We start from the raw sequence: 20,305 nt of genomic DNA, 5'->3' as shown, positions 1-20,305 counted from the left end.
GATTCATCGTAAATCGACGGCGATGACCGGAATGCCCGTCCGGCACCGAAATCTGACATGGCACATACCTTACAAATCACATACAGCGCGCCGGGTACATGTCGTATGTGAGACAGTCCTCGGATCAATGTGATATTTCGGACATGAAAAACTGCTAATGTCGCGCCTTTAGGACTTGGATCCCAGCACTACCGCCGGAAGTGGCCTGAGCCGGCATCGACCCATTCATCCATGACAAGAAATCGCTTCGTTATGCGGCGCGTTGCCACGACCCTGATCGCCGCCGGCATCATCGTCTCGCAGGCCGCCTACGCTCAGGTCACGCTCAATTTCGTGAATGCGGACATCGACCAGGTCGCCAAGGCGATTGGCGCCGCAACCGGCAAGACCATCATCGTCGACCCCCGCGTGAAGGGGCAGCTCAATCTCGTTGCCGAACGGTCGGTGCCGGAAGACCAGGCGCTGAAGACGCTGCAGTCGGCGCTGCGCATGCAGGGCTTCGCGCTCGTGCAGGATCACGGGGTGCTGAAGGTCGTGCCCGAGGCCGATGCGAAGCTGCAAGGCGTGCCGACCTACGTCGGCAACGCGCCGCAGGCGCACGGCGACCAGGTCATCACGCAGGTGTTCGAACTGCACAACGAATCGGCGAACAACCTGCTGCCGGTGCTGCGGCCGCTGATCTCGCCGAACAACACGGTCACCGCGTACCCGGCGAACAACACGATCGTCGTCACCGATTACGCGGACAACGTGCGCCGCATTGCGCGGATCATCGCGGGTGTCGACAACGCCGCGGGCGCGCAGGTCCAGGTCGTGCCGCTGCACAACGCGAACGCGATCGACCTCGCCGCGCAGATGCAGAAGATGCTCGACCCGGGCGCGATCGGCAACAGCGATGCGACGCTGAAGGTGTCGGTCACGGCCGACCCGCGTACCAATTCGCTGATGCTGCGCGCATCGAGCGCCGCGCGTCTGGCTGCCGCCAAGCGCCTCGCGCAGCAGCTCGACGCGCCGAGCGCGGTGCCCGGCAACATGCACGTCGTCCCGCTGCGCAACGCGGACGCGGTGAAGCTCGCGAAGACGCTGCGCGGGATGCTCGGCAAGGGCGGCAACGACAGCGGCTCGTCGGCGTCGTCCAACGACGCGAACAGCTTCAACCAGAGCGGCGGCTCGTCGTCGAGCGGCAACTTCTCGACCGGCACGTCCGGCACTCCGCCGCTGCCGTCCGGCGGCCTCGGCAGCTCGTCTTCGTCGTCGTCCTACGGCAGCGGCTCGTCGGGCAGCGGCGGCCTGGGCACGGCCGGCCTGCTCGGCGGCGACAAGGACAAGGGCGACGACAACCAGCCGGGCGGGATGATCCAGGCCGACGCCGCCACCAACTCGCTGATCATCACGGCATCCGATCCGGTCTACCGGAACCTGCGCTCGGTGATCGACCAGCTCGACGCGCGGCGTGCGCAGGTCTACATCGAAGCGCTGATCGTCGAGCTGAACTCGACGACGCAAGGCAACCTCGGGATCCAGTGGCAGGTGGCGAGCGGCCAGTTCCTCGGCGGCACGAACCTGGCGGCCGTGGCCGGCAACGTGGCGGGCAACAGCATCATCAACCTGACCGCCGGCGGCACGACCACCAGCGCCGGCACGATCACCGGCGGCGGGCTGGCCTCCAATCTCTCGTCGCTCAACCAGGGCCTCAACATCGGCTGGCTGCACAACATGTTCGGCGTGCAGGGGCTCGGTGCGCTGCTGCAGTACTTCTCGGGCGTGAGCGACGCGAACGTGCTGTCGACGCCGAACCTCGTCACGCTCGACAACGAGGAAGCGAAGATCGTGGTTGGCGAGAACGTGCCGATCGCGACCGGTTCGTATTCGAACCTGACGAGCGGCACGACGAGCAACGCGTTCAACACCTATGACCGGCGCGACGTCGGCCTGACGCTGCACGTGAAGCCGCAGATTACCGACGGCGGGATCCTCAAGCTGCAGCTCTATACCGAGGATTCGGCGGTCGTCGCCGGCACGACGAGCGCGCAGACCGGCCCGACCTTCACGAAGCGCTCGATCCAGTCGACGATCCTGGCCGACAACGGCGAGATCATCGTGCTCGGCGGCCTGATGCAGGACAACTATCAGGTATCGAACAGCAAGGTACCGCTGCTCGGCGACATTCCGTGGATCGGCCAGCTGTTCCGTTCGGAATCGAAGCAACGCCAGAAAACCAACCTGATGGTGTTCCTGCGCCCGGTGATCATCAGCGATCGCAGTACCGCGCAGGAAGTCACGGCCAACCGCTACGACTACGTCCAGGGCATGACGGGCGCGTACAAGTCGGACAACAACGTGATGCGCGACAAGGACGATCCGGTCGTCCCGCCGATGCCGCTCGGCCCGAGCCAGGGCGGGACGCCGGCCGGCAACCTGTTCGATCTCGACAAGATGCGCCGTCAGCAGGTGCAGCGGCAGGTGGCGCCGGTCCCGGCCCAGCCGATGCCGGAGCAGACGCCCGTGCAGCCGCAGAGCGTGCCGCAGCAGTCGGTGCCGCAACAACCGCTGACCGCTTCGCCCGGAGCCTCGCAGTGAGCGACGTGCTCGCGTCCTCCGCCCCAGACGGCGCGCCGGGCGAACGGCAGCCGCCGTCGCCGCTCGCCGCGCGCCTGTTGCCGTACGGCTTCGCGAAGAACGGCCAGGTGCTGATCGCGCACCAGCTCGACGACACGCTCGAGGTGTGGATCAGCGAACGCACGAGCGACGCGGCGCTCGCGGAAATCGCCCGCAACTTCGGCTCGATTTCCGTACACCGCGTGCCGGCCGACGAGCTCGCGCAGGCGATCAACCAGGCGTACGCGCGCCAGGACGGCAGCGCCGCGCAGATCGTCGGCGAGGTCGAAGGCGAAGTCGACCTGTCGCGATTGATGCAGGACATCCCCGAAGTCGAGGATCTGCTCGAATCGGAGGACGACGCGCCGATCATCCGGATGATCAACGCGCTGCTCACGCAAGCGGCGCGCGAACAGGCGTCGGACATTCACATCGAGCCGTTCGAGAACGCGTCGGTCGTGCGCTTTCGCGTCGACGGCACGCTGCGCGACGTCGTGCGCCCGAAGAAGGCGCTGCACGGCGCGCTGATCTCGCGGATCAAGATCATGGCGCAGCTCGACATCGCCGAGAAGCGCCTGCCGCAGGACGGCCGCATCACGCTGCGCGTGGGCGGCCGGCCGGTCGACGTGCGCGTGTCGACGCTGCCGACCGGGCACGGCGAGCGCGCGGTGCTGCGTCTGCTGGAAAAGGATGCGCAGCGGCTGAACCTCGAAGCGCTCGGGATGGGCCGCGATACGCTCGGCCAGTTCGACAAGCTGATCGGCCGCCCGCACGGGATCGTGCTGGTGACGGGGCCGACCGGCTCGGGCAAGACGACGACGCTGTATGCGTCGATGTCGCGGCTCGAAACGGCGACGACCAACATCATGACCGTCGAGGATCCGATCGAATACGACCTGTCCGGCATCGGCCAGACGCAGGTGAACGAGCGGATCGGGATGACCTTCGCGCGTGCGCTGCGTTCGATCCTGCGTCAGGACCCGGACGTGATCATGATCGGCGAAATCCGCGACCTCGAAACCGCGCAGATCGCGGTGCAGGCGTCGCTGACGGGCCACCTCGTGCTCGCGACGCTGCACACCAACGACGCCGCATCGGCGGTCACGCGTCTGACCGACATGGGCGTCGAGCCGTACCTGCTCGCGTCGTCGCTGCTCGGCGTGCTCGCGCAGCGTCTGGTGCGCCAGCTTTGCCCGGTGTGCAAGGAAGAACGGCAGGAAGACGGCCGTACCGTGTGGCATCCGGTCGGCTGCGCGAAGTGCGGGCATTCGGGCTATGCGGGCCGGCGCGGCGTGTACGAACTGCTGGTGATCGACGACGCGATCCGCTCGCTGATCCACCGCAACGCGGCCGACGCGGAGATTCTCGCCGCGGGCCGCGCGGAAGGCATGCGCACGCTGCGCGACGACGCCGAACGCTGGCTTGCGGCCGGCGCGACGTCGCTCGAGGAAGTGTTGCGCGTGACGGGAGGCGCATAGCGCGATGCCGGCATTCCGTTTCGAAGCAATCGATTCGGCGGGGCGCCCGCAGAAAGGCGTGATCGATGCCGACAGCGCGCGCAACGCGCGCGGTCAGCTGCGCACGCAGGGGCTCACGCCACTCGTCGTCGAACCAGCCGCCAGCGCAAGCCGCGGCGCGCGTTCGCAGCGGCTCGCGTTCGGCCGCAAGCTGTCGCAGCGCGAGCAGGCGATCCTCACGCGCCAGCTCGCGAGCCTGCTGATCGCGGGGCTGCCGCTCGACGAGGCGCTCGGCGTGCTGACCGAGCAGGCCGAGCGCGACTACATCCGCGAACTGATGGCCGCGATCCGCGCCGAGGTGCTCGGCGGCCATTCGCTCGCGAATGCGCTGGGCCAGCATCCGCGCGATTTCCCCGAAATCTACCGGGCGCTCGTCGCCGCGGGCGAGCACACCGGCAAGCTCGGCATCGTGCTGTCGCGCCTGGCCGACTACATCGAGCAGAGCAATGCGCTCAAGCAGAAGATTCTGCTGGCGTTCACGTATCCGGGCATCGTCACGCTGATCGCGTTCGGCATCGTCACCTTTCTGCTGAGCTACGTCGTGCCGCAGGTCGTCAACGTGTTCGCGAGCACGAAGCAGCAGCTGCCGGTGCTGACGATCGTGATGATGGCGCTGTCGGATTTCGTGCGGCACTGGTGGTGGGCGATCCTGATCGCGGTCGCGCTGGTCGTGTGGTTCGTGAAGGCGACGCTGTCGCGCGACGGGCCGAGGCTCGCGTTCGACCGCTGGGTGCTGACCGCGCCGCTCGCGGGCAAGCTCGTGCGCGGCTACAACACGGTGCGCTTCGCGAGCACGCTCGGCATTCTCACTGCGGCCGGCGTGCCGATCCTGCGCGCGTTGCAGGCGGCCGGCGAGACGCTGTCGAACCGCGCGATGCGCGCGAACATCGACGATGCGATCGTGCGCGTGCGCGAAGGCTCCGCGCTGTCGCGCGCGCTGAACAACGTGAAGACGTTTCCGCCGGTGCTGGTGCACCTGATTCGCTCCGGCGAGGCGACGGGCGACGTGACGACGATGCTCGACCGCGCGGCGGAAGGCGAAGCGCGCGAGCTCGAGCGCCGCACGATGTTCCTGACGAGCCTGCTCGAGCCGCTCCTGATCCTGGCGATGGGCGGCATCGTGCTCGTGATCGTGCTGGCCGTGATGCTGCCGATCATCGAGCTGAACAACATGGTGCAGTGACGGCCGGTCGGGCCGGCGCCGTTCAGCGCATGTAGATCGCGGGGGACGGCGTGTTCGCGGGGAGCTGGATTTCGGCGCGGGCGCCGTTGCGGTCGACGATGATCGAGCGGGGACGGACTTCGGCGAGCTTCGCGCCGGGTGTGACTTCCGCGCCGAGCGACACCGCGCGCGGCGGTTCGCCGCCGACACCGACGATCGCGGCGGCGCCGTGAGCGAGCGCGAGAATGCCGAACAGGTGAATGTCCTGCACGGGATTCTTGTCGAGCTGTCCGCCGAAGAGCGCGGCGGCGTCCTCGGTGCGGATCGGCAGCCGCGCGGCGGCGGCAGGCAGCGGCGCTTCACGGGCGGACAGCGTGACGACCCAGTAGGTGGCCGTCGCGCACAAACCCGCGAAGAGGGCGAGGGATAGGATCCGGATCGAGAGCGCGTTCATGCGCGCTATTGTACGGATGTATATGAAATTTGCGTTGGGTGAAAGCCCTCGGCAATGCGCGCCTTACAATGCGTGCTCCGCGCCCGGGGTATCGGAAGCCTGTCGTCAGGCAGGCGTCCGGAATGCATCCGGGTGCGTCACTCAATCGACGACATTTTTTGGAAAGAGGTAGTCAGTCATGCAAACGTGGATCACTCGCCGTAATGCGGCCGTGCGCCGTCAGCGCGGTTTCACGCTGATCGAGATCATGGTGGTGGTCGCGATCCTCGGGATCCTGGCGGCACTGATCGTGCCGAAGATCATGAGCCGCCCCGACGAGGCGCGCCGTATCGCCGCGAAGCAGGACATCGGCACGATCATGCAGGCGCTCAAGCTGTACCGTCTCGACAACGGCCGCTATCCGACCCAGGAGCAGGGCCTGACCGCGCTGATCCAGAAGCCGGCCACCGATCCGATCCCGAACAACTGGAAGGATGGCGGCTATCTCGAGCGCCTGCCGAACGATCCGTGGGGCAACGGGTACAAGTACCTGAACCCGGGCGTGCACGGCGAGATCGACGTGTTCAGCTACGGCGCCGACGGCAAGGAAGGCGGCGACGGCAACGACACCGACATCGGTTCGTGGCAGTAGGCGTGCGCTGACCGGCCCGACGTTCGTTCCCGTTCTTCATTGCCATGCCCGCCCTTCGCACGCCGTTGCGCTCAGCTCGCGACAGTCGCGCCGGCCGCGACAGCCACGTGCGTCGCGGCGCGGCCATGGCCGCCGCGCCAACGCGCGTACGCGGCTTCACGCTGCTCGAGATGCTCGTCGTGCTCGTGATCGCGGGCCTCCTGGTGTCGCTCGCGTCGCTGTCGCTCACGCGCAATCCGCGTACCGACCTGCGCGAGGAAGCGCAGCGCATCGCGCTGCTGTTCGAGACCGCCGGCGACGAGGCGCAGGTGCGCGCACACTCGATCGCGTGGCAGCCCACCGCGCACGGCTTCCGTTTCGACGTGAGCTCGCCCGACGGCTGGCGCACGCTGCGCGACGACCTGCTGCGCCCGCGCGACTGGGACGGCGGCGTCACGAGCGCCGAGATCGACTATCCGGGGTCCGACACGCGTGCGAGCCGCGTCGTGTTCGGCACCGAAAGCATCGACACGCCGGTGCGCGTGACGCTGCATTCGGCCGTCGGCAGCGCGACGATCGTCGGCACCGGCAACGGTCGTTACGAGGTGCAGTGACGATGCGTCGTCGTATGCCCTTCCCGCCTGCTTCGCTCCGCCCCTCGCAAGGACTTCGTTCGGGGCGCGCCAACGGTACGTTCTTCCGCGCACGCGGCTTCACGATGATCGAGGTGCTCGTCGCGCTCGCGATCATCGCGGTCGCGCTCGCCGCGTCGATCCGTGCGGTCGGCACGATGGCGACCAATGCGTCCGATCTCCATCGCCGGCTGCTCGCCGGCTGGAGCGCCGACAATGCACTTGCGCAATTGCGGCTCACGCATGCGTGGCCGGAGGTCGGCGAGCAGAGTTTCGACTGTTCGCAAGGCAACGTGCAGCTCGTCTGCACGCAGCGCGTGAGCACGACGCCGAACCCCGTGTTCCGGCGCGTGCAGGTTTCGGTGAGCATGCCGGGGCGCGCCGGCGTGCTCGCACAAATGGTGACGGTGGTCGCGAATGAAACCAGCCGTCCGCTCTGACGCGCCGCCGCGGCGCCGGCTCGCGCGTTTCGCCGGCTCGCGCCGCGTGCGCGGCTTCACGCTGATCGAACTGATGATCGCGATCGCGATCCTCGCCGTGGTCGCGATCCTCGCGTGGCGCGGGCTCGACCAGATCATGCGCGGTCGCGACAAGGTCGCGTCCGCGATGGAAGACGAGCGCGTGTTCGCGCAGATGTTCGACCAGATGCGCATCGACGCGCGGCTCGCCGCGACCGACGACGAAGCCGGCCAGCCGGCGATCGGCGTCGCCGGCAACACGCTGCAGATCGTTCGCGAGCTCGACGTGCCGGGCGCCGCGCCGCGGCTGCAAGTGGTCCGTTACCGGATCGCCGGCGGGCGCGTCGTGCGTTATGCGTCGCCGCCGATCGACGATGCGAACCGGCTGCACGACGTGCTGAAGGACAGCAGCATCGACGGCTGGAGCCGGGTCGCATTGATGGGCGGCGTCGGCGCGATCGACGCGAAGCTGTACGTGCCGCGCGTGGGCTGGACCACCAATCTGCAGACGGCCAACGACGCGCTCGCGCAGAACAACGATGCGCTGAAGGTGCCGCAGATCGGCAACGCGCCGCCGACGCGCGCGGTGACGGGGCTGCAGGTCAGCATCGGCGCGACGTCGCTGCGCGTGCCCGTCACGCGCATCTTCCTCGTCGGGGAATGACGATGCGCACGCGCCCTCCCCGTTCCCGGTTCGCCGCCCGCGCCGCCGCGCGCGTGCCGGCGCGCGGCCGCCGCGAACGCGGCGCGGCGATCATCACCGCGCTGCTGGTCGTCGCGCTGTCGGCGATCCTCGTGTCGGGCATGCTGTGGCGCCAGCAGGTGCAGATTCGCCGCATCGAGAACCAGCGCGTGCTCGCGCAGGCGCAGTGGGTCGCGCGCGGCGCGCTCGACTGGACGCGGATGATCCTGCGCTCCGAAGGCGACACGGCGCCCGGCATCACCTATCTCGGCGGGATCTGGGCCGTGCCGATCGCGAAGACCAAGCTGTCGGACTTCCTCGGCCGGATCGGCGCGCCCAACGACGGCGGCGGCGAAGACACCTACATTTCCGGATCGATCGAGGACGCGCAGGCGAAGTTCAACCTGCGCAACCTCGTGTCGTCGCCGGCGCCCGGCGTGCTGCAACTCAACGTGACGCAGCTCCAGGCGTTCCGGCGGCTCTTGACGACGCTCGGCTACGACGGCGCGCTCGCGAAGCGGATCGCGCTGCAGATGCGCGCGGGCCTCATGCATTCGGCAACGCGTTTCCAGACGCCGACGCTGCCCGGCGCCGGGACGGCCGCCACCGCGCCGGTGCCCGGCGGCGACATGGCCGGCAACTTCACCGACGACCCGGGGATGTCCGGCGGCGACCGCGGGCCCGCTCCGCTGATGATGACGGGCGTCGACAGCCTGCTCGACGTCGACGGCGTGACGCCCGAGATGGTCGCGCGGCTGCGCCCGTTCGTCACCGTGCTGCCGACCACGACGCCCGTGAACATGAATACCGCGCTGGCCGAGGTGATCGCCGCGCTCGTGCCGGGGATGAGCGTGTCGTCGGCACAGGCGCTCGTGTCGCGCCGCGAGACCGTGTTTTTCCGCAACGTCGGCGACGTGCAGCTCGCGCTGCGCGGTGCCGGCGCGCCGAACGTGACGATCGACTCGAGCCTCGTCGACGTCAATTCGAGTTACTTCATCGTGCATGGCCGGATCCAGCACGATCGCGCGGAGGTCGATCGCACCTCGCTCGTGTATCGTGATCCGACCACGCACTCGACGCGGGTCGTGCGCATCCGCGACCAGCTATAACGACGCCATTCGGGAGAGGAGCTCTTGAGCACGCTGATTGTTTCTTTGCCGCCGCGCGAGCCGGCCGTGCCGTTACAGGAATGGCAGTGGCCCGAATTGCCGTTTGCGCTCGTCGACAAGGCCGGCCACGTGCAGCGCGCGGGCCGCGCCGCGCTCACGCTGCTGCCGCGCGCGAACGCGACGGTGCTGATCGTCGCCGCGCGCGACGTGTTGCTGCTGGCCGCGACCGTGCCGCCGCTCAAGGGGCCGAAGCTGCGCCAGGCGTTGCCCAACATCGTCGAGGATCAGCTGATCCAGGATCCGGCCGGCTGCCACATCGCGCTCGATCCGGCGGCACTGCCCGACGGGCGCCGTGTGCTGGCCGTCGTCGACCGCGCGTGGTTCCGCACGATCTGCGACGCGTTCACCGCGGCCGGCCACCGGCACCTGAGCGCGGTGCCGGCGACGCGCTGCCTGCCGGCGCCGCGCGCCGCGGTGGCGGAAGCTGCGTCGGACACGCCGGCCGACGGTGAAGCCGCGCAAGCCGCCGCGATCACGGATGCGGCCGAGCCGCTCGCGCGCCCGACCGCGGTGGCCGCGGTGCTCGGCCTCGCGACCGCGGTCGAACCGGTGCTCGTCGAAGCCGGCGCGCAGCCGGCCGCGGCCGGTGCGCCGCGTCTCGAGCTCGCGATTGCGCGCGGCGCGCTCGGCGAAGGTTTTGCAGCGCCTGCCGCGCGCGCAAGCGGCACGCTCGCCGCGCTCTCGGGCGGCGGCGACGTCGAGCTGTACGAACTCGGCGAGGCGGGCGCGGAGCCGCGGCTCGCATCGGTCGGCTCCGGCGACGGCTCGCTGCTGCCGGGCGCGCAGCCGCTGTCGTTCGACGCATTCGCGCGGCGCGCGCTGAGCGAGCGCCTGGATCTGTGCCAGTTTGAATTCGAATCGCAGCCGTGGCGCTTCGACCGCGCGACGCTGAAGCGCCTGCGCGTGCCGATCGCGCTCGCCGCGGCGACGCTCGGCGTCGCCGTGATCGGGATGAACCTGCACTGGTGGAAGCTGTCGCGCGAACGCGATGCGCTGTCCGCGCAGATCACCGAGACGTTGCTGTCCGCATTCCCGAAGACGACGACGGTGCTCGATCCGCCCGCGCAGATGCAGCGCCAGCTCGACCAGTTGCGCCTCGCGGCGGGCGAGCTGTCGCCGAACGATTTTCTCGCGCTGTCGAGCGGGCTGTCGCGTTCGATGGGCGCGCTGCCGCTGAACGGAATCGCATCGCTCGATTATCACGACCGGCGGCTCGACGTCGGCTTCAAGCCGGAGGTCAAGGTGGACCCCGATTTCCCGCAGCGTCTCGCACGCAACGGGCTGGCCGGCGAAGTCGACAGCAGCACCGGCAAATGGACGATCCGGAGCCGCTCATGAAGACCGAACAACTGACCCAGACGCTCGCGCAGTTCTGGGGCGAGCGCTCGCAGCGCGAAAAGATGCTGCTCGGCTGGGGCGGCGCCGTGCTGGCCGTCGCCATTGCGTATTCGGTGCTGTGGTCGCCCGCGCAGGAAGGCAGCGCGCGGATCCGCAACACGCTGCCGACGATGCGCCGCGAGCTCGCGGAGATGACCGCGCAGGCCAACGAGGCGAAGTCGCTGACGGCCGCCGCGCAAGGCGTCGCGCCGACCGGGCTGGCGCTGAAGGATGCGCTTGCCGCATCGCTGTCCGATCACGGGCTGCAGGGCGCGCAGGCGCAGGTCGTCGGCAACGGCGTGCAGATCCAGATGAAAAACGCGCCGTTCCCGGTGTGGACGCAGTGGCTCGACGACGCGCGCCGGCAGTTCAAGGTGCAGGTCGGCGAAGCGCACGTGACCGGGCTGAAGGAAGACGGCCAGGTCGACCTGACGGCCGTGATGCAACCCTCGATGCAGAAATGACGCAGTGGATGAAACACGCAGCAGTCGGCCGATGAGGCCGGGGATCAGGCGGCTCGTCGCCGCATTGCCGTGGGGGGTGGCAGGCGGGTTCGCGACGGCGGTGACGCTCATCGCGCTCGCACCGGCCGCGTGGATCGCGCCGCAGTTCGCGCGCGCGACCGGCGGGCATGTGAATCTCGTCGATCCGGACGGATCGCTGTGGCATGGCTCGGGCACGCTGATGCTCGCGCCGGGCGCCGACCAGAGCGCGGCCACGCTGCTGCCCGGCCGCGTCGAATGGACGACGCGCTTCTGGCCGCTCCTCACCGGCCGCGTGCAGATGCACATGCGGCAGACCGAGGCGATGCCCGATGCGGTCACGCTCGATGCGACGTGGCGCGGCGCGGTGCTGTCGGCGGGCACGATGGCCGTGCCCGCGTCGCTGCTCGCCGGGCTCGGCACGCCGTTCAACACGCTCGACCTGCAAGGCGACGTGCGGCTCGGCTGGACCGACTGGCGCCTGCTCGGCAACAACGCGTACGGCCAGCTGACGGTGACGATCGATTCGATGAGTTCGCGCGTGTCGCGCGTGAAGCCGCTCGGGTCGTACCGTGCGGTGCTGCAGGCAAAGGGGACGGGGGCCGATCTCGACCTGTCGACGACGCAGGGGCCGCTGTTCCTCGACGGACACGGCAGCTTCGGCCCCGGCCAGGGATCGTTTCGCGGCACCGCGCACGCGGCACCGGAGCAGCAGGCGAACCTCGCCGGGCTGCTGAACCTGCTCGGTCATCCGATCGGCAACAACCAGGTGTCGCTGATCTTCGGCGACGCGATGCGCTGACGCGCGCAGCGACGTCGCCCCTTTCCGTTTCTACTTCTGCGCGAGCGGCGTGGCGGCCACCGGTGCGGTCGCGGCCGGCGCCGCCGCACCCGACGCCGGTGCCGGCGCGGCCATGTCACCCGTTTCGCGCGCCATCTCCGACGTATTCCAGCCGCCGCCGAGCGCCTTCACGAGCCCGACCGACGACACCATCCGCTGTCCGGCGATCGTCGCGAGCTTCTGCTGCGCGGTGAAGGCCGTGGTCTGCGCGGTCAGCACGTTCAGGTACGCGACCGTGCCGGCCTTGTACTGGTTCGTGACGATCGCGAGCGAGTGCTCGGCGCTGTCGACGGCCTGCCGCTGCACGTCCACTTCCTGCGCGAGGATGCGCTGCGACGCGAGGTTGTCCTCGACGTCCTGGAACGCGGTGAGCACCGCGAGGCGATACGCGGCGACGTTCTCATCGTAGGTCGCGCGGGCGGCGTCGGTCTGCGCGGCGCGCAGGCCCGCGTCGAACAGCGTCGCGGCGAGCTGCGGGCCGACCGTCCAGAAGCGCGCGGGCAGCGTGAACAGCTGCGACCACACCGAGCTCTCGAAGCCGCCGCTTGCCGACAGCGTAAGCGTCGGGAAGAACGCGGAAATCGCGACGCCGATCTGCTCGTTCGCGGCGGCCGCGCGGCGTTCGGCCGCCGCGATGTCGGGCCGGCGCTCGAGCACCGCGGACGGCACGTCGACCGGCGTGATCGGCGGTTCGGCCGTGAGCGGGGCCGGCGGCAGCGAGAACGTGGACGCCGGTTCGCCGATCAGCGTCGCGATCGCATGCTCATACTGCGCGCGTGCGACGCCGTTGTCGATCGACGCCGCCTGCGCGCTCTGCAGCTGCGTCTGCGCCTGGATCACGTCCGCGCGCGCGGCCACGCCCTGCGCGTACTGGTTCTGCGTGAGCTTCAGCGATTCGCCGTACGACTTCACGGTGTCGTCGAGCAGCTTCTGCAGCGCATCGGACGTGCGCAGCTGGAAATAGGTTTGCGCGAGCAGCGCCTGCTGCGACAGCCGCGCGTTCGCGAGATCGGCCGCGGCGGCCGCTTCGCCCGCGCGCTGCGCGCTGACGGTGCGGCTCACCTTGCCCCACAGGTCCGGTTCCCAGCTCGCATCGAGGCCGACGCTGTAACTGTTGCTGATCGACGAGCTGCCGCTGAAATTCGACGACGTGCCCGACGACACCGACGTACGCCCCGAGCGGGAACGCGAGCCCGACGCGGTCAGCCCGACGGTCGGGAAATACGCGGCGCGCGCCTCGGTGACGAGCGCGCGGGCCTGCCGGTACGCGGCGGCCGATTGCGCGATGGTCTGGTTCGACGCGTTGAGCTTGTCGATCAGCGCGTCAAGCTGCGGATCGTTGTAGACCGCCCACCACGGGCCGCGGTCGGTGCGGTCGGCGGGCTGCGCGACCTTCCAGCCGGCCGGCGCCTCCTTGTATGCGGCGGGGATCGACGTGTCGGGCCGATGGTAGTCGGGCCCGACGGCGCAGCCGGCGAGCAGCACGGCCGTCGCAACGGCGACGGCGGCGCTCAGCGGGCGAAGGGCGCGCGGGAGGGGGGCGTACGGCATCGTGGTTTTCCTGTCTGGGCGCGACGGCCAGCGAGCGGCGTCGCGCGATGCGGTCGTTGTGCCGCTGGCGGACAAATGGTAACTGACGGCGGGGTTGCTGCGCAGCCCTAAGGGTACGGTGTGCAGCGGCACGAATGTGTTACCGGCGCGACCGGCCGGTTTACCGGCCATTACGGATCGCTTGCGAGTGTGGCAGGCGCGCGGCGGGCACGGCGACGGGCCGCGCATCGCGCGGCCGGCGCCCGGTCAGGATGGCGAGAGCGGCGCGATGCCGGTGGCGTCAGTGGCAGCGCACGGGCAGCGGGACGGATTCGGCGGCGGACCGCCATGACGACGGCTCCGTGGCCGACGGCTGACCCGTGCGGCGGGCGGCGCCCTTCGCATTGCGCTGTCGGCGATGATCGAACCATGCGAACCCGAGCGCCGCGAGCGATCCTCCCGGCACCACCAGCATCGTCACGTACAGCGCGATCTTCCAGCCGCGGTGCGGCCCGGAAAACACATGATGGGTGGTATCGGTCAGGTTGCGGCGCAGCGCGCCGGCGGCATTTTTCAGGGACAGCATCGCGAACATCCTCGGGGTGCCCGGCAGCGCGGGCGAAGCGGTCAGAACATCGTCTCCGGCAGTGCAACACGCACGTCGTAACTGGTTGACTGAAATAATATTGACTAAGCAATCATTTTTCAAGATACTGGGCGCGTTTTGACCTGAAACGCACTGTTGCTGCGCGCGCAAATCGCATGAACGGCGGCCTCTACGATCCCGACACCATCGCACTGGAAACGAGCCTCGGTTATTACCTGACCAAGGCCCGGCAGGCGCTCGTCGAGCGGATGGACCGCGCGCTCGAGCCGTTCGACCTCACCGCGCAGCAGATCGGCGTGATCCTGCTGTTGTCGCGCGGCTATGCGCGCACGCCGTTCGAGCTGTCGCGCAAGATGTCGTACGACAGCGGGTCGATGACGCGGATGCTCGACCGTCTCGAGCGCAAGGGCCTGGTCGCGCGCTCGCGCAGCGAACAGGACCGCCGGATGATCGAGCTGACGCTCACCGAGCGCGGCGCCGACGCGGCCCGCGCGCTGCCGTCGCTGATCGCCACCGCGCTGAACGCGCAACTCGCCGGCTTCTCGGCCGACGAACTCGCGATGCTCACCGGCCTGCTGCAACGCTTCATCGCGAACGGGCCCGGCGACGCCGGCTGCCCGACTCCCGACGACCCCGATCGCTGAGCGCACGGAGACACGATGTCTAGGTTAAGCATTCGCTTATTTCTCTGTCTGGGCAGAAGATGACGCGGCACGTGGTCTTTCGCTTCCCTGCCACCCTGTTCCATCCGGACGGGCCGCGCGGTGTCGCGCGCCCGTGCGTCGTGCCGGCGCGTCGCGCGCGCCGCGTCTAGGAGATTCCGATGTCCGCCACCACGGCATCCGCCGCGCCGCCTGCGGCCGAACCCGCACCGCTCACCGGCGGCGCGCTCGCGCTGCTCACCGTCGGGCTCGCGCTCGGCACCTTCATGGAAGTGCTCGACACGTCGATCGCGAACGTCGCGGTGCCGACCATCTCGGGCAGCCTCGGCGTCGCGACGAGCGAAGGCACGTGGGTGATCTCGTCGTATTCCGTCGCATCCGCGATCGCGGTGCCGCTCACGGGCTGGCTCGCGCGGCGCGTCGGCGAGGTGCGGCTGTTCACGCTGTCGGTGCTCGCGTTCACGATCGCGTCGGCGCTGTGCGGTCTCGCGAACAACTTCGAGACGCTGATCGCGTTCCGGCTGCTGCAGGGTCTCGTGTCGGGCCCGATGGTGCCGCTGTCGCAGACGATCCTGATGCGCAGCTACCCGCCCGCGAAACGCGGGCTCGCGCTCGGGCTATGGGCGATGACGGTGATCGTCGCGCCGATCTTCGGCCCGCTGCTGGGCGGCTGGATCAGCGACAACTACACGTGGCCGTGGATCTTCTACATCAACCTGCCGATCGGCATCTTCTCCGCGACCTGCGCGTACTTCCTGCTGCGCGGCCGCGAGACGAAGACGTCGAAGCAGCGGATCGACGCGATCGGCCTCGCGCTGCTCGTGATCGGCGTGTCGTGCCTGCAGATGATGCTCGACCTCGGCAAGGACCGCGACTGGTTCAACTCGACCTTCATCACCGCGCTCGCGCTGATCGCGGTCGTGTCGCTCGCGTTCATGCTCGTGTGGGAGGCGACGGAGAAGGAGCCGGTGGTCGACCTGTCGCTCTTCAAGGACCGCAACTTCGCACTCGGCGCGCTGATCATCTCGTTCGGCTTCATGGCGTTCTTCGGCTCGGTCGTGATCTTCCCGCTGTGGCTGCAGACGGTGATGGGCTACACGGCCGGCAAGGCCGGCCTCGCGACCGCGCCGGTCGGGCTGCTTGCGCTCGTGCTGTCGCCGCTGATCGGACGCAACATGCACCGGCTCGACTTGCGGATGGTCGCGAGCTTCGCGTTCATCGTGTTCGCGGGCGTGTCGATCTGGAATTCGACGTTCACGCTCGATGTGCCGTTCAACCACGTGATCCTGCCGCGGCTCGTGCAGGGGATCGGCGTCGCGTGCTTCTTCGTGCCGATGACGACGATCACGCTGTCGAGCATCTCGGACGACCGGCTCGCGAGCGCATCGGGGCTGTCGAACTTCCTGCGCACGCTGTCGGGCGCGATCGGCACTGCGGCCAGTTCGACGTTCTGGGAGAACGATGCGATCTACCACCACGCGAGGCTGTCGGAATCGGTGAGCATCTACGCGCAGAACACGACCGACTACCAGGGCGCGCTCGCGCAGCTCGGCATCGTCGGGCAGACGGCCAACGCGCAGCTCAACCAACTCGTTACGCAGCAGGGCTTCATGATGGCCACCAACGATTTCTTCTATCTGTCGGCGGCCATGTTCATCGCGCTCGCGGCGCTCGTGTGGATCACGAAGCCGAAGAAGGGGGCAGGCCCGGCGATGGGGCATTGAACCCGACAGGACTGGCGACGGGTACTTTCGGCCTACGCGCGCGCTTGCGTGGATTACCGGGGATGAACTAAGCTAACCATAATAGTGAACTTAGTTCAATCGGAGGGCTGATGCATACCTACAACATGCATGACGCGAAAACGAATCTGTCGCGGCTGATCGACGAAGCCGTGCGTGCCGGCGAATCGTTCGTGATCGCAAAAGCCGGCAAGCCGCTCGTCAAAGTGGTTCCGATCAATACGCCGGACCCGGTCCGGCCGAGCCGGATCGGTTTCATGAAGGGGCAGATTCGCGTCCCGGACGATTTCGACGCAATGGGGAGCGACGAAATCGGCAAGCTGTTCGAGGGTGACGCATGAAGTTGCTGCTCGACACACACTTGCTTCTTTGGGCGGCAGCCGGCGCAGCCGAGCTGCCCGCCCGCGCCAGCGCGCTCATCGACGATCCCGCGCATACACCGCTTTTCAGCGTTGCGAGCCTCTGGGAGATCGTCATCAAGCGTGGATTGGAGCGCGACGATTTCCGGGTGGACCCAAACGTGCTCCGCCGCAATCTTCTCGATGTCGGCTACGTAGAATTGCCCATCACGAGCGCGCATGCACTAGCGGTCGAACAACTGCCGTCGATCCACCGCGATCCGTTTGACCGTCTCCTGGTCGCCCAGGCGATCTCGGAGGGCGTCACGCTGCTCACGCACGACCAAACGGTCGCGCGCTATCCGGGCCCGATCACACACGTCTGATTGCGCCGGGCATCGGCCTGGCGTCACTCCCTTGCCCGCAACCCGCCAAAGGCGAGATCGTCGCCCGATGCGATCGGCAGCGTCGCCCGCGCAACCTCGAGCCAGGCCCGCGCCGCGTGCGACAGATACCCCTTCTTCAACCAGCCGAGCGCGATCGCCCACGTGATCTCCGGCTCGACGATCGGCCGGCACGTGAACTGCCGCGTGTCGAGCCGCCGGCAGTACGGCTCCGGCAACAGCGCGATGCCGACGCCCGCGTGCACGAGCGCCGCCATGAAATCCCAGTGGCCGCTGCGGCTCACGATCGACGGCGTGAAGCCGGCCTGCCGGCACGCATCGAGCACCGCGTCGTGCAGCGCGAGGCTTTCCGCATAGAACACGAACGACTCGCGGGCGAGGTCGGCGAGCGGCACGGCCGCGTGATCCTCCCAGCGCGACTCGCGCGGCGCGACGAGCCACAGCGGCGCGCGCACCATCGGCAGCCGGTCGAACGTGCCGGGATCGACCGGCTCCAGCAGCCCGCCGAGCTCCAGCTCGCCCGACGTCAGCGCGGCCTCGATCATCCGCGCGCCCTGCTCGAACAGCTTCAGCTCGATGTTCGGATAGCGCTGCTTGTATGCGGCGATGATCGGCGTGAACAGCGACCCGCCGAGCGGCGGAATGCCGATCGTCAGCTCGCCGCGCCCGAGCGTGCCGAGATCGTTCAGCTCCGACTGCAGCTGCGCCTGCGCGGCGAGCACGTCCTGGCCGCGCTGGAACACGATCCGCCCCGCGTCGGTCAGCACCATCTGCCGGCCGTCGCGCAGCAGCAGCGGCGAACCGATCTCGTCCTCGAGCGCCTTCACCATCTTGCTGATGGTCGGCTGCGTGACGAACAGGCGGTCGGCGGCCGCGGTGAAGCTCTGCTGACGGACCACCTCGACGAAGTACCGCAGCGCGCGCAATTCCATCGATCACTCCCCAGATTGGTGCGGCAAGCCGCAACTGAATTCCGAATTGGAATGACAAGGATAGAGACAAGTCATTTTATTTATGGTTAGGGGAAACCCTATACTGATGCCATTGACAGCATCCTCTGTATGGAGCCCGCCATGAACAAGCCGACCGCCATAGCCACCGCCCGCCCCGCTGCTTCCGGCAACGTTGCGCGCACGGGCCGGATCGTGCTGCAGGCCACCGCGCTCGGCGTGCTGTGGATGGCGGTCGACTGGGCCGTGCGCGCGGTCGGGCTGCCGGTGCCGTCCGGCGTGATCGGCCTCGCGGTGCTGCTCGTGCTGCTGTTCTCGGGCCGCGTCGCGCCGGCGTGGGTGAAGGACGGCGCGAACTGGCTGCTGTCCGACATGCTGCTGTTCTTCGTGCCGGCCGCCGTTGCGGCCGTCCAGTACGGCGGGCTGTTCCGCGAGGACGGCTGGCGCATCGCGCTGGTCATGCTCGCCGGCACCGCATTCGTGATGGTCGCGGTGGCCGTCGCGGTCGACCTCGCCGCGAAGCTCGAACGCCGGCTCGCCGTGCAGCGCGTGTGCGCCGAACGCCGCCGCGCGCGCCTCGCCACCGTGTCTGCCCACTGAGCCGGAGCCTGCGATGTTTGCGCCGCTGTCGAATCTGTCCGCCGATCAGGTGAATACCGCGATCTCCGTCGGCTGCTTCGTGCTGACGGTCGTGCTGTATTTCGTGTCGAAGCGGCTCTACGCGTACAAGAAGACGCTGCTGTTCTCGCCGCTCGTGTTCGTGCCGGGCGTGCTGGTGCTGCTCGTCGTGCTGACCGGCACCCCGTATTCGGTCTACTTCCGCGACACGCGCTGGCTCATGTGGCTGCTCGGCCCGGCGACGATCGCGTTCGCGGTGCCGATCTACGAGTATCGCGACCTGATCCGCCGCCACTGGCTGTCGCTGTCGGTCGGCGTCGCGGTCGGGATCGGCGCGGGCGTGTGCGGCTCGCTGCTGCTCGCGAAGCTGCTGCACCTGTCGCCGGAGCTGCAGCGCTCGCTGATGACCCGTTCGGTCTCGACCCCGTTTGCGCTCGCCGTGTCCGACAAGATCCACGCGCCGAAGGATCTCACCGCGCTGTTCGTGATCGCGACCGGCATCTGCGGGATGCTGCTCGGCGAAATCGTGCTCGCGCTGGTGCCGATGCGCACGCGGCTCGCGCGCGGTGCACTGTTCGGCGCCGCTGCCCACGGCGTGGGCACCGCGAAGGCGCGCGAGATCGGCAGCGAGGAAGGCGTCGTGTCGAGCCTCACGATGATGATCGCGGGTGTCGCGATGGTGCTGATCGCACCGCTGCTGTCGTTGTTGCCGATCTGACGAGGCACGGGCGGGCGCCGCGGCCGGCCCGGCCCGCCGCTGCCATTCGCGGCCCGAGCGCCCACTAGGCCGTGCCCCGTTCCGCATGGCCGCTTCCCCGCCGTTTCCCCCCTGCATCGAGCCGACACCCGGCCGACAATCGGCTGAGATAGCCGCAAATCCCCCCTCTTTTCCACCCATCGCGTCCGGCCCGGATGCCGAACAATGCATGCTACGAGATATCACGCACGCATTCACATGGCCTCCACGACCGCAAACCCGACTGCCGACAAGCCGGCTTCGTCGGGCAAGTTCAAGCGCATCGCGCTCATCGCCGTCATCGCGCTGGGTGCGGCCGCCGCTGCCGCCGCCGGCATGTACGTGTTCATGAGCAAGGCAGGCGTCAGCCATCCGAGCACGCACGCCGAGCCGGCGCCGCTCGCCGCGCCGGTGTTTTTCCCGCTCGACCCGCTGACCGTGAACCTGCAGTCGGACGACGGCATGCAGCACTACCTGCGCGTCGGCCTGTCGCTGAAGCTCACCGATCCGAAGGCGCAGGAGCAACTGACCGCGCGGATGCCGGAAATCCGCAGCCGGATCCTGCTCGCGCTGTCGAACAAGCATCCCGAGGATCTGGCGACGCCGGACGGCAAGCGTGCGCTCGCGAAGGAATTGCAGGAGCTGATCGGGCAACCGACGCAGCCGGGCAACGAGCGCGCGAGGGTCGACGACGTGCTGTTCACCGAATTCGTCGTCCAGTAACGCGGCCGAAAAA

General features: G+C 68.6%; 22 protein-coding genes. 18 read left to right on the top strand and 4 right to left on the bottom strand.

Going from position 1 to position 20,305, the window contains the following annotated elements:
* The first annotated feature begins 231 nt into the window (after nt 1–231).
* The 3 genes from gspD to gspF are packed head-to-tail and all read left to right on the top strand — an operon-like array spanning nt 232 to nt 5,298.
* The gene (gene gspD, locus DCN14_RS14740) at nt 232–2,580 is read left to right on the top strand and encodes a type II secretion system secretin GspD (RefSeq protein WP_096506744.1); all 2,349 of its coding nucleotides are present in this window, start codon (nt 232–234) and stop codon (nt 2,578–2,580) included.
* Nucleotides 2,577–4,076, top strand: coding sequence for a type II secretion system ATPase GspE (gspE, locus tag DCN14_RS14735; RefSeq protein WP_096506745.1), 1,500 nt, complete (start codon nt 2,577–2,579; stop codon nt 4,074–4,076). The genes gspD and gspE overlap by 4 nt, the downstream gene beginning before the upstream one ends.
* 4 nt (nt 4,077–4,080) lie before the next feature.
* Nucleotides 4,081–5,298 (top strand): type II secretion system inner membrane protein GspF, encoded by a 1,218-nt coding sequence (gene gspF / locus DCN14_RS14730; RefSeq protein WP_096506746.1) that lies wholly within the window; start codon nt 4,081–4,083, stop codon nt 5,296–5,298.
* Between the two features lie 22 nt (nt 5,299–5,320).
* Here the strand turns inward: gspF and DCN14_RS14725 are convergent, their stop codons facing one another.
* Nucleotides 5,321–5,731, bottom strand: coding sequence for a type II secretion system protein N (locus DCN14_RS14725; RefSeq protein ID WP_096506747.1), 411 nt, complete (start codon nt 5,729–5,731; stop codon nt 5,321–5,323).
* Nucleotides 5,732–5,909: 178 nt separating this feature from the next.
* Between DCN14_RS14725 and gspG the strand changes: the two genes are divergently transcribed.
* The 8 genes from gspG to DCN14_RS14685 all read left to right on the top strand — a co-directional run bounded on the left by gspG (nt 5,910) and on the right by DCN14_RS14685 (nt 11,943).
* Nucleotides 5,910–6,362, top strand: coding sequence for a type II secretion system major pseudopilin GspG (gspG, locus tag DCN14_RS14720; protein ID WP_096506748.1), 453 nt, complete (start codon nt 5,910–5,912; stop codon nt 6,360–6,362).
* A 125-nt stretch (nt 6,363–6,487) separates the two neighbouring features.
* Entirely contained in the window at nt 6,488–6,955 is a 468-nt protein-coding gene (locus DCN14_RS14715; RefSeq protein ID WP_240327368.1) for a GspH/FimT family pseudopilin, read from the top strand.
* 104 nt (nt 6,956–7,059) lie between these two features.
* Entirely contained in the window at nt 7,060–7,413 is a 354-nt protein-coding gene (gene gspI, locus DCN14_RS14710) for a type II secretion system minor pseudopilin GspI (protein WP_239008082.1), read from the top strand.
* Nucleotides 7,391–8,095 (top strand): prepilin-type N-terminal cleavage/methylation domain-containing protein, encoded by a 705-nt coding sequence (locus tag DCN14_RS14705; RefSeq protein WP_096506751.1) that lies wholly within the window; start codon nt 7,391–7,393, stop codon nt 8,093–8,095. The genes gspI and DCN14_RS14705 overlap by 23 nt, the downstream gene beginning before the upstream one ends.
* A gap of 2 nt (nt 8,096–8,097) precedes the next feature.
* A complete protein-coding gene (gene gspK / locus DCN14_RS14700; protein ID WP_096506792.1) occupies nt 8,098–9,222 on the top strand; it encodes a type II secretion system minor pseudopilin GspK in 1,125 nt (374 codons plus the stop codon).
* Between the two features lie 24 nt (nt 9,223–9,246).
* Complete coding sequence (gene gspL / locus DCN14_RS14695) at nt 9,247–10,620, top strand: type II secretion system protein GspL (RefSeq protein ID WP_096506752.1); 1,374 nt, start codon at nt 9,247–9,249, stop codon at nt 10,618–10,620.
* Complete coding sequence (locus DCN14_RS14690) at nt 10,617–11,123, top strand: type II secretion system protein M (RefSeq protein WP_096506793.1); 507 nt, start codon at nt 10,617–10,619, stop codon at nt 11,121–11,123. The genes gspL and DCN14_RS14690 overlap by 4 nt, the downstream gene beginning before the upstream one ends.
* A gap of 31 nt (nt 11,124–11,154) precedes the next feature.
* Nucleotides 11,155–11,943: a type II secretion system protein N gene (locus DCN14_RS14685; protein WP_096506753.1), complete on the top strand. Its 789-nt coding sequence runs from the start codon at nt 11,155–11,157 to the stop codon at nt 11,941–11,943.
* 30 nt (nt 11,944–11,973) lie between these two features.
* Here the strand turns inward: DCN14_RS14685 and DCN14_RS14680 are convergent, their stop codons facing one another.
* Together DCN14_RS14680 and DCN14_RS14675 are read right to left on the bottom strand one after the other, a co-directional pair.
* Complete coding sequence (locus DCN14_RS14680; protein ID WP_096506754.1) at nt 11,974–13,533, bottom strand: efflux transporter outer membrane subunit; 1,560 nt, start codon at nt 13,531–13,533, stop codon at nt 11,974–11,976.
* Nucleotides 13,534–13,813: 280 nt separating this feature from the next.
* On the bottom strand, nt 13,814–14,098 hold the full coding sequence (locus DCN14_RS14675) for a multidrug ABC transporter ATPase (RefSeq protein WP_172441924.1): 285 nt from the start codon (nt 14,096–14,098) through the stop codon (nt 13,814–13,816).
* 176 nt (nt 14,099–14,274) lie between these two features.
* Between DCN14_RS14675 and DCN14_RS14670 the strand changes: the two genes are divergently transcribed.
* The 4 genes from DCN14_RS14670 to DCN14_RS14655 all read left to right on the top strand — a co-directional run bounded on the left by DCN14_RS14670 (nt 14,275) and on the right by DCN14_RS14655 (nt 17,247).
* The gene (locus DCN14_RS14670) at nt 14,275–14,763 is read left to right on the top strand and encodes a MarR family transcriptional regulator (protein ID WP_096506756.1); all 489 of its coding nucleotides are present in this window, start codon (nt 14,275–14,277) and stop codon (nt 14,761–14,763) included.
* 179 nt (nt 14,764–14,942) lie between these two features.
* The gene (locus DCN14_RS14665; RefSeq protein WP_096506757.1) at nt 14,943–16,505 is read left to right on the top strand and encodes a DHA2 family efflux MFS transporter permease subunit; all 1,563 of its coding nucleotides are present in this window, start codon (nt 14,943–14,945) and stop codon (nt 16,503–16,505) included.
* 110 nt (nt 16,506–16,615) lie between these two features.
* Nucleotides 16,616–16,864, top strand: coding sequence for a type II toxin-antitoxin system prevent-host-death family antitoxin (locus DCN14_RS14660; RefSeq protein ID WP_096506758.1), 249 nt, complete (start codon nt 16,616–16,618; stop codon nt 16,862–16,864).
* Nucleotides 16,861–17,247 (top strand): type II toxin-antitoxin system VapC family toxin, encoded by a 387-nt coding sequence (locus DCN14_RS14655; protein WP_096506759.1) that lies wholly within the window; start codon nt 16,861–16,863, stop codon nt 17,245–17,247. The genes DCN14_RS14660 and DCN14_RS14655 overlap by 4 nt, the downstream gene beginning before the upstream one ends.
* 23 nt (nt 17,248–17,270) lie before the next feature.
* Here DCN14_RS14655 and DCN14_RS14650 read toward each other — a convergent pair whose 3' ends face one another.
* Complete coding sequence (locus DCN14_RS14650) at nt 17,271–18,197, bottom strand: LysR family transcriptional regulator (RefSeq protein WP_096506760.1); 927 nt, start codon at nt 18,195–18,197, stop codon at nt 17,271–17,273.
* Nucleotides 18,198–18,338: 141 nt separating this feature from the next.
* On the opposite strand from DCN14_RS14650, the gene DCN14_RS14645 reads away from it, so the two are divergent.
* The 3 genes from DCN14_RS14645 (at nt 18,339) to fliL (ending at nt 20,292) form a co-directional block, all read left to right on the top strand.
* Nucleotides 18,339–18,815, top strand: coding sequence for a CidA/LrgA family protein (locus DCN14_RS14645; RefSeq protein ID WP_096506761.1), 477 nt, complete (start codon nt 18,339–18,341; stop codon nt 18,813–18,815).
* A 13-nt stretch (nt 18,816–18,828) separates the two neighbouring features.
* Nucleotides 18,829–19,551 carry an LrgB family protein gene (locus DCN14_RS14640; protein ID WP_096506762.1) on the top strand — a complete coding sequence of 241 codons (723 nt, stop codon included), beginning with the start codon at nt 18,829–18,831 and terminating at the stop codon, nt 19,549–19,551.
* 204 nt (nt 19,552–19,755) lie between these two features.
* Complete coding sequence (gene fliL, locus DCN14_RS14635) at nt 19,756–20,292, top strand: flagellar basal body-associated protein FliL (protein WP_096506763.1); 537 nt, start codon at nt 19,756–19,758, stop codon at nt 20,290–20,292.
* Nucleotides 20,293–20,305 lie beyond the last annotated feature (13 nt).

The organism is Burkholderia sp. IDO3, assembly GCF_003366075.1.
In the GTDB taxonomy this organism is placed as follows: domain Bacteria; phylum Pseudomonadota; class Gammaproteobacteria; order Burkholderiales; family Burkholderiaceae; genus Burkholderia; species Burkholderia anthina.
Note: the sequence above shows the minus strand (reverse complement) of the source record. Positions and strands in the feature narration are given on the sequence as shown.

Bases quoted from the DNA above. Each gene is read 5' to 3' on its own strand.
- gspD (WP_096506744.1), top strand. From the start codon at position 232: ATGACAAGAAATCGCTTCGTTATGCGGCGCGTTGCCACGACCCTGATC.
- gspF (WP_096506746.1), top strand. From the start codon at position 4,081: ATGCCGGCATTCCGTTTCGAAGCAATCGATTCGGCGGGGCGCCCGCAG.
- DCN14_RS14725 (WP_096506747.1), bottom strand. From the start codon at position 5,731: ATGAACGCGCTCTCGATCCGGATCCTATCCCTCGCCCTCTTCGCGGGT.
- gspG (WP_096506748.1), top strand. From the start codon at position 5,910: ATGCAAACGTGGATCACTCGCCGTAATGCGGCCGTGCGCCGTCAGCGC.
- DCN14_RS14715 (WP_240327368.1), top strand. From the start codon at position 6,488: ATGGCCGCCGCGCCAACGCGCGTACGCGGCTTCACGCTGCTCGAGATG.
- gspI (WP_239008082.1), top strand. From the start codon at position 7,060: ATGATCGAGGTGCTCGTCGCGCTCGCGATCATCGCGGTCGCGCTCGCC.
- DCN14_RS14705 (WP_096506751.1), top strand. From the start codon at position 7,391: ATGAAACCAGCCGTCCGCTCTGACGCGCCGCCGCGGCGCCGGCTCGCG.
- gspK (WP_096506792.1), top strand. From the start codon at position 8,098: ATGCGCACGCGCCCTCCCCGTTCCCGGTTCGCCGCCCGCGCCGCCGCG.
- DCN14_RS14690 (WP_096506793.1), top strand. From the start codon at position 10,617: ATGAAGACCGAACAACTGACCCAGACGCTCGCGCAGTTCTGGGGCGAG.
- DCN14_RS14685 (WP_096506753.1), top strand. From the start codon at position 11,155: ATGAGGCCGGGGATCAGGCGGCTCGTCGCCGCATTGCCGTGGGGGGTG.
- DCN14_RS14680 (WP_096506754.1), bottom strand. From the start codon at position 13,533: ATGCCGTACGCCCCCCTCCCGCGCGCCCTTCGCCCGCTGAGCGCCGCC.
- DCN14_RS14675 (WP_172441924.1), bottom strand. From the start codon at position 14,098: ATGCTGTCCCTGAAAAATGCCGCCGGCGCGCTGCGCCGCAACCTGACC.
- DCN14_RS14670 (WP_096506756.1), top strand. From the start codon at position 14,275: ATGAACGGCGGCCTCTACGATCCCGACACCATCGCACTGGAAACGAGC.
- DCN14_RS14665 (WP_096506757.1), top strand. From the start codon at position 14,943: ATGTCCGCCACCACGGCATCCGCCGCGCCGCCTGCGGCCGAACCCGCA.
- DCN14_RS14660 (WP_096506758.1), top strand. From the start codon at position 16,616: ATGCATACCTACAACATGCATGACGCGAAAACGAATCTGTCGCGGCTG.
- DCN14_RS14655 (WP_096506759.1), top strand. From the start codon at position 16,861: ATGAAGTTGCTGCTCGACACACACTTGCTTCTTTGGGCGGCAGCCGGC.
- DCN14_RS14650 (WP_096506760.1), bottom strand. From the start codon at position 18,197: ATGGAATTGCGCGCGCTGCGGTACTTCGTCGAGGTGGTCCGTCAGCAG.
- DCN14_RS14645 (WP_096506761.1), top strand. From the start codon at position 18,339: ATGAACAAGCCGACCGCCATAGCCACCGCCCGCCCCGCTGCTTCCGGC.
- DCN14_RS14640 (WP_096506762.1), top strand. From the start codon at position 18,829: ATGTTTGCGCCGCTGTCGAATCTGTCCGCCGATCAGGTGAATACCGCG.
- fliL (WP_096506763.1), top strand. From the start codon at position 19,756: ATGCATGCTACGAGATATCACGCACGCATTCACATGGCCTCCACGACC.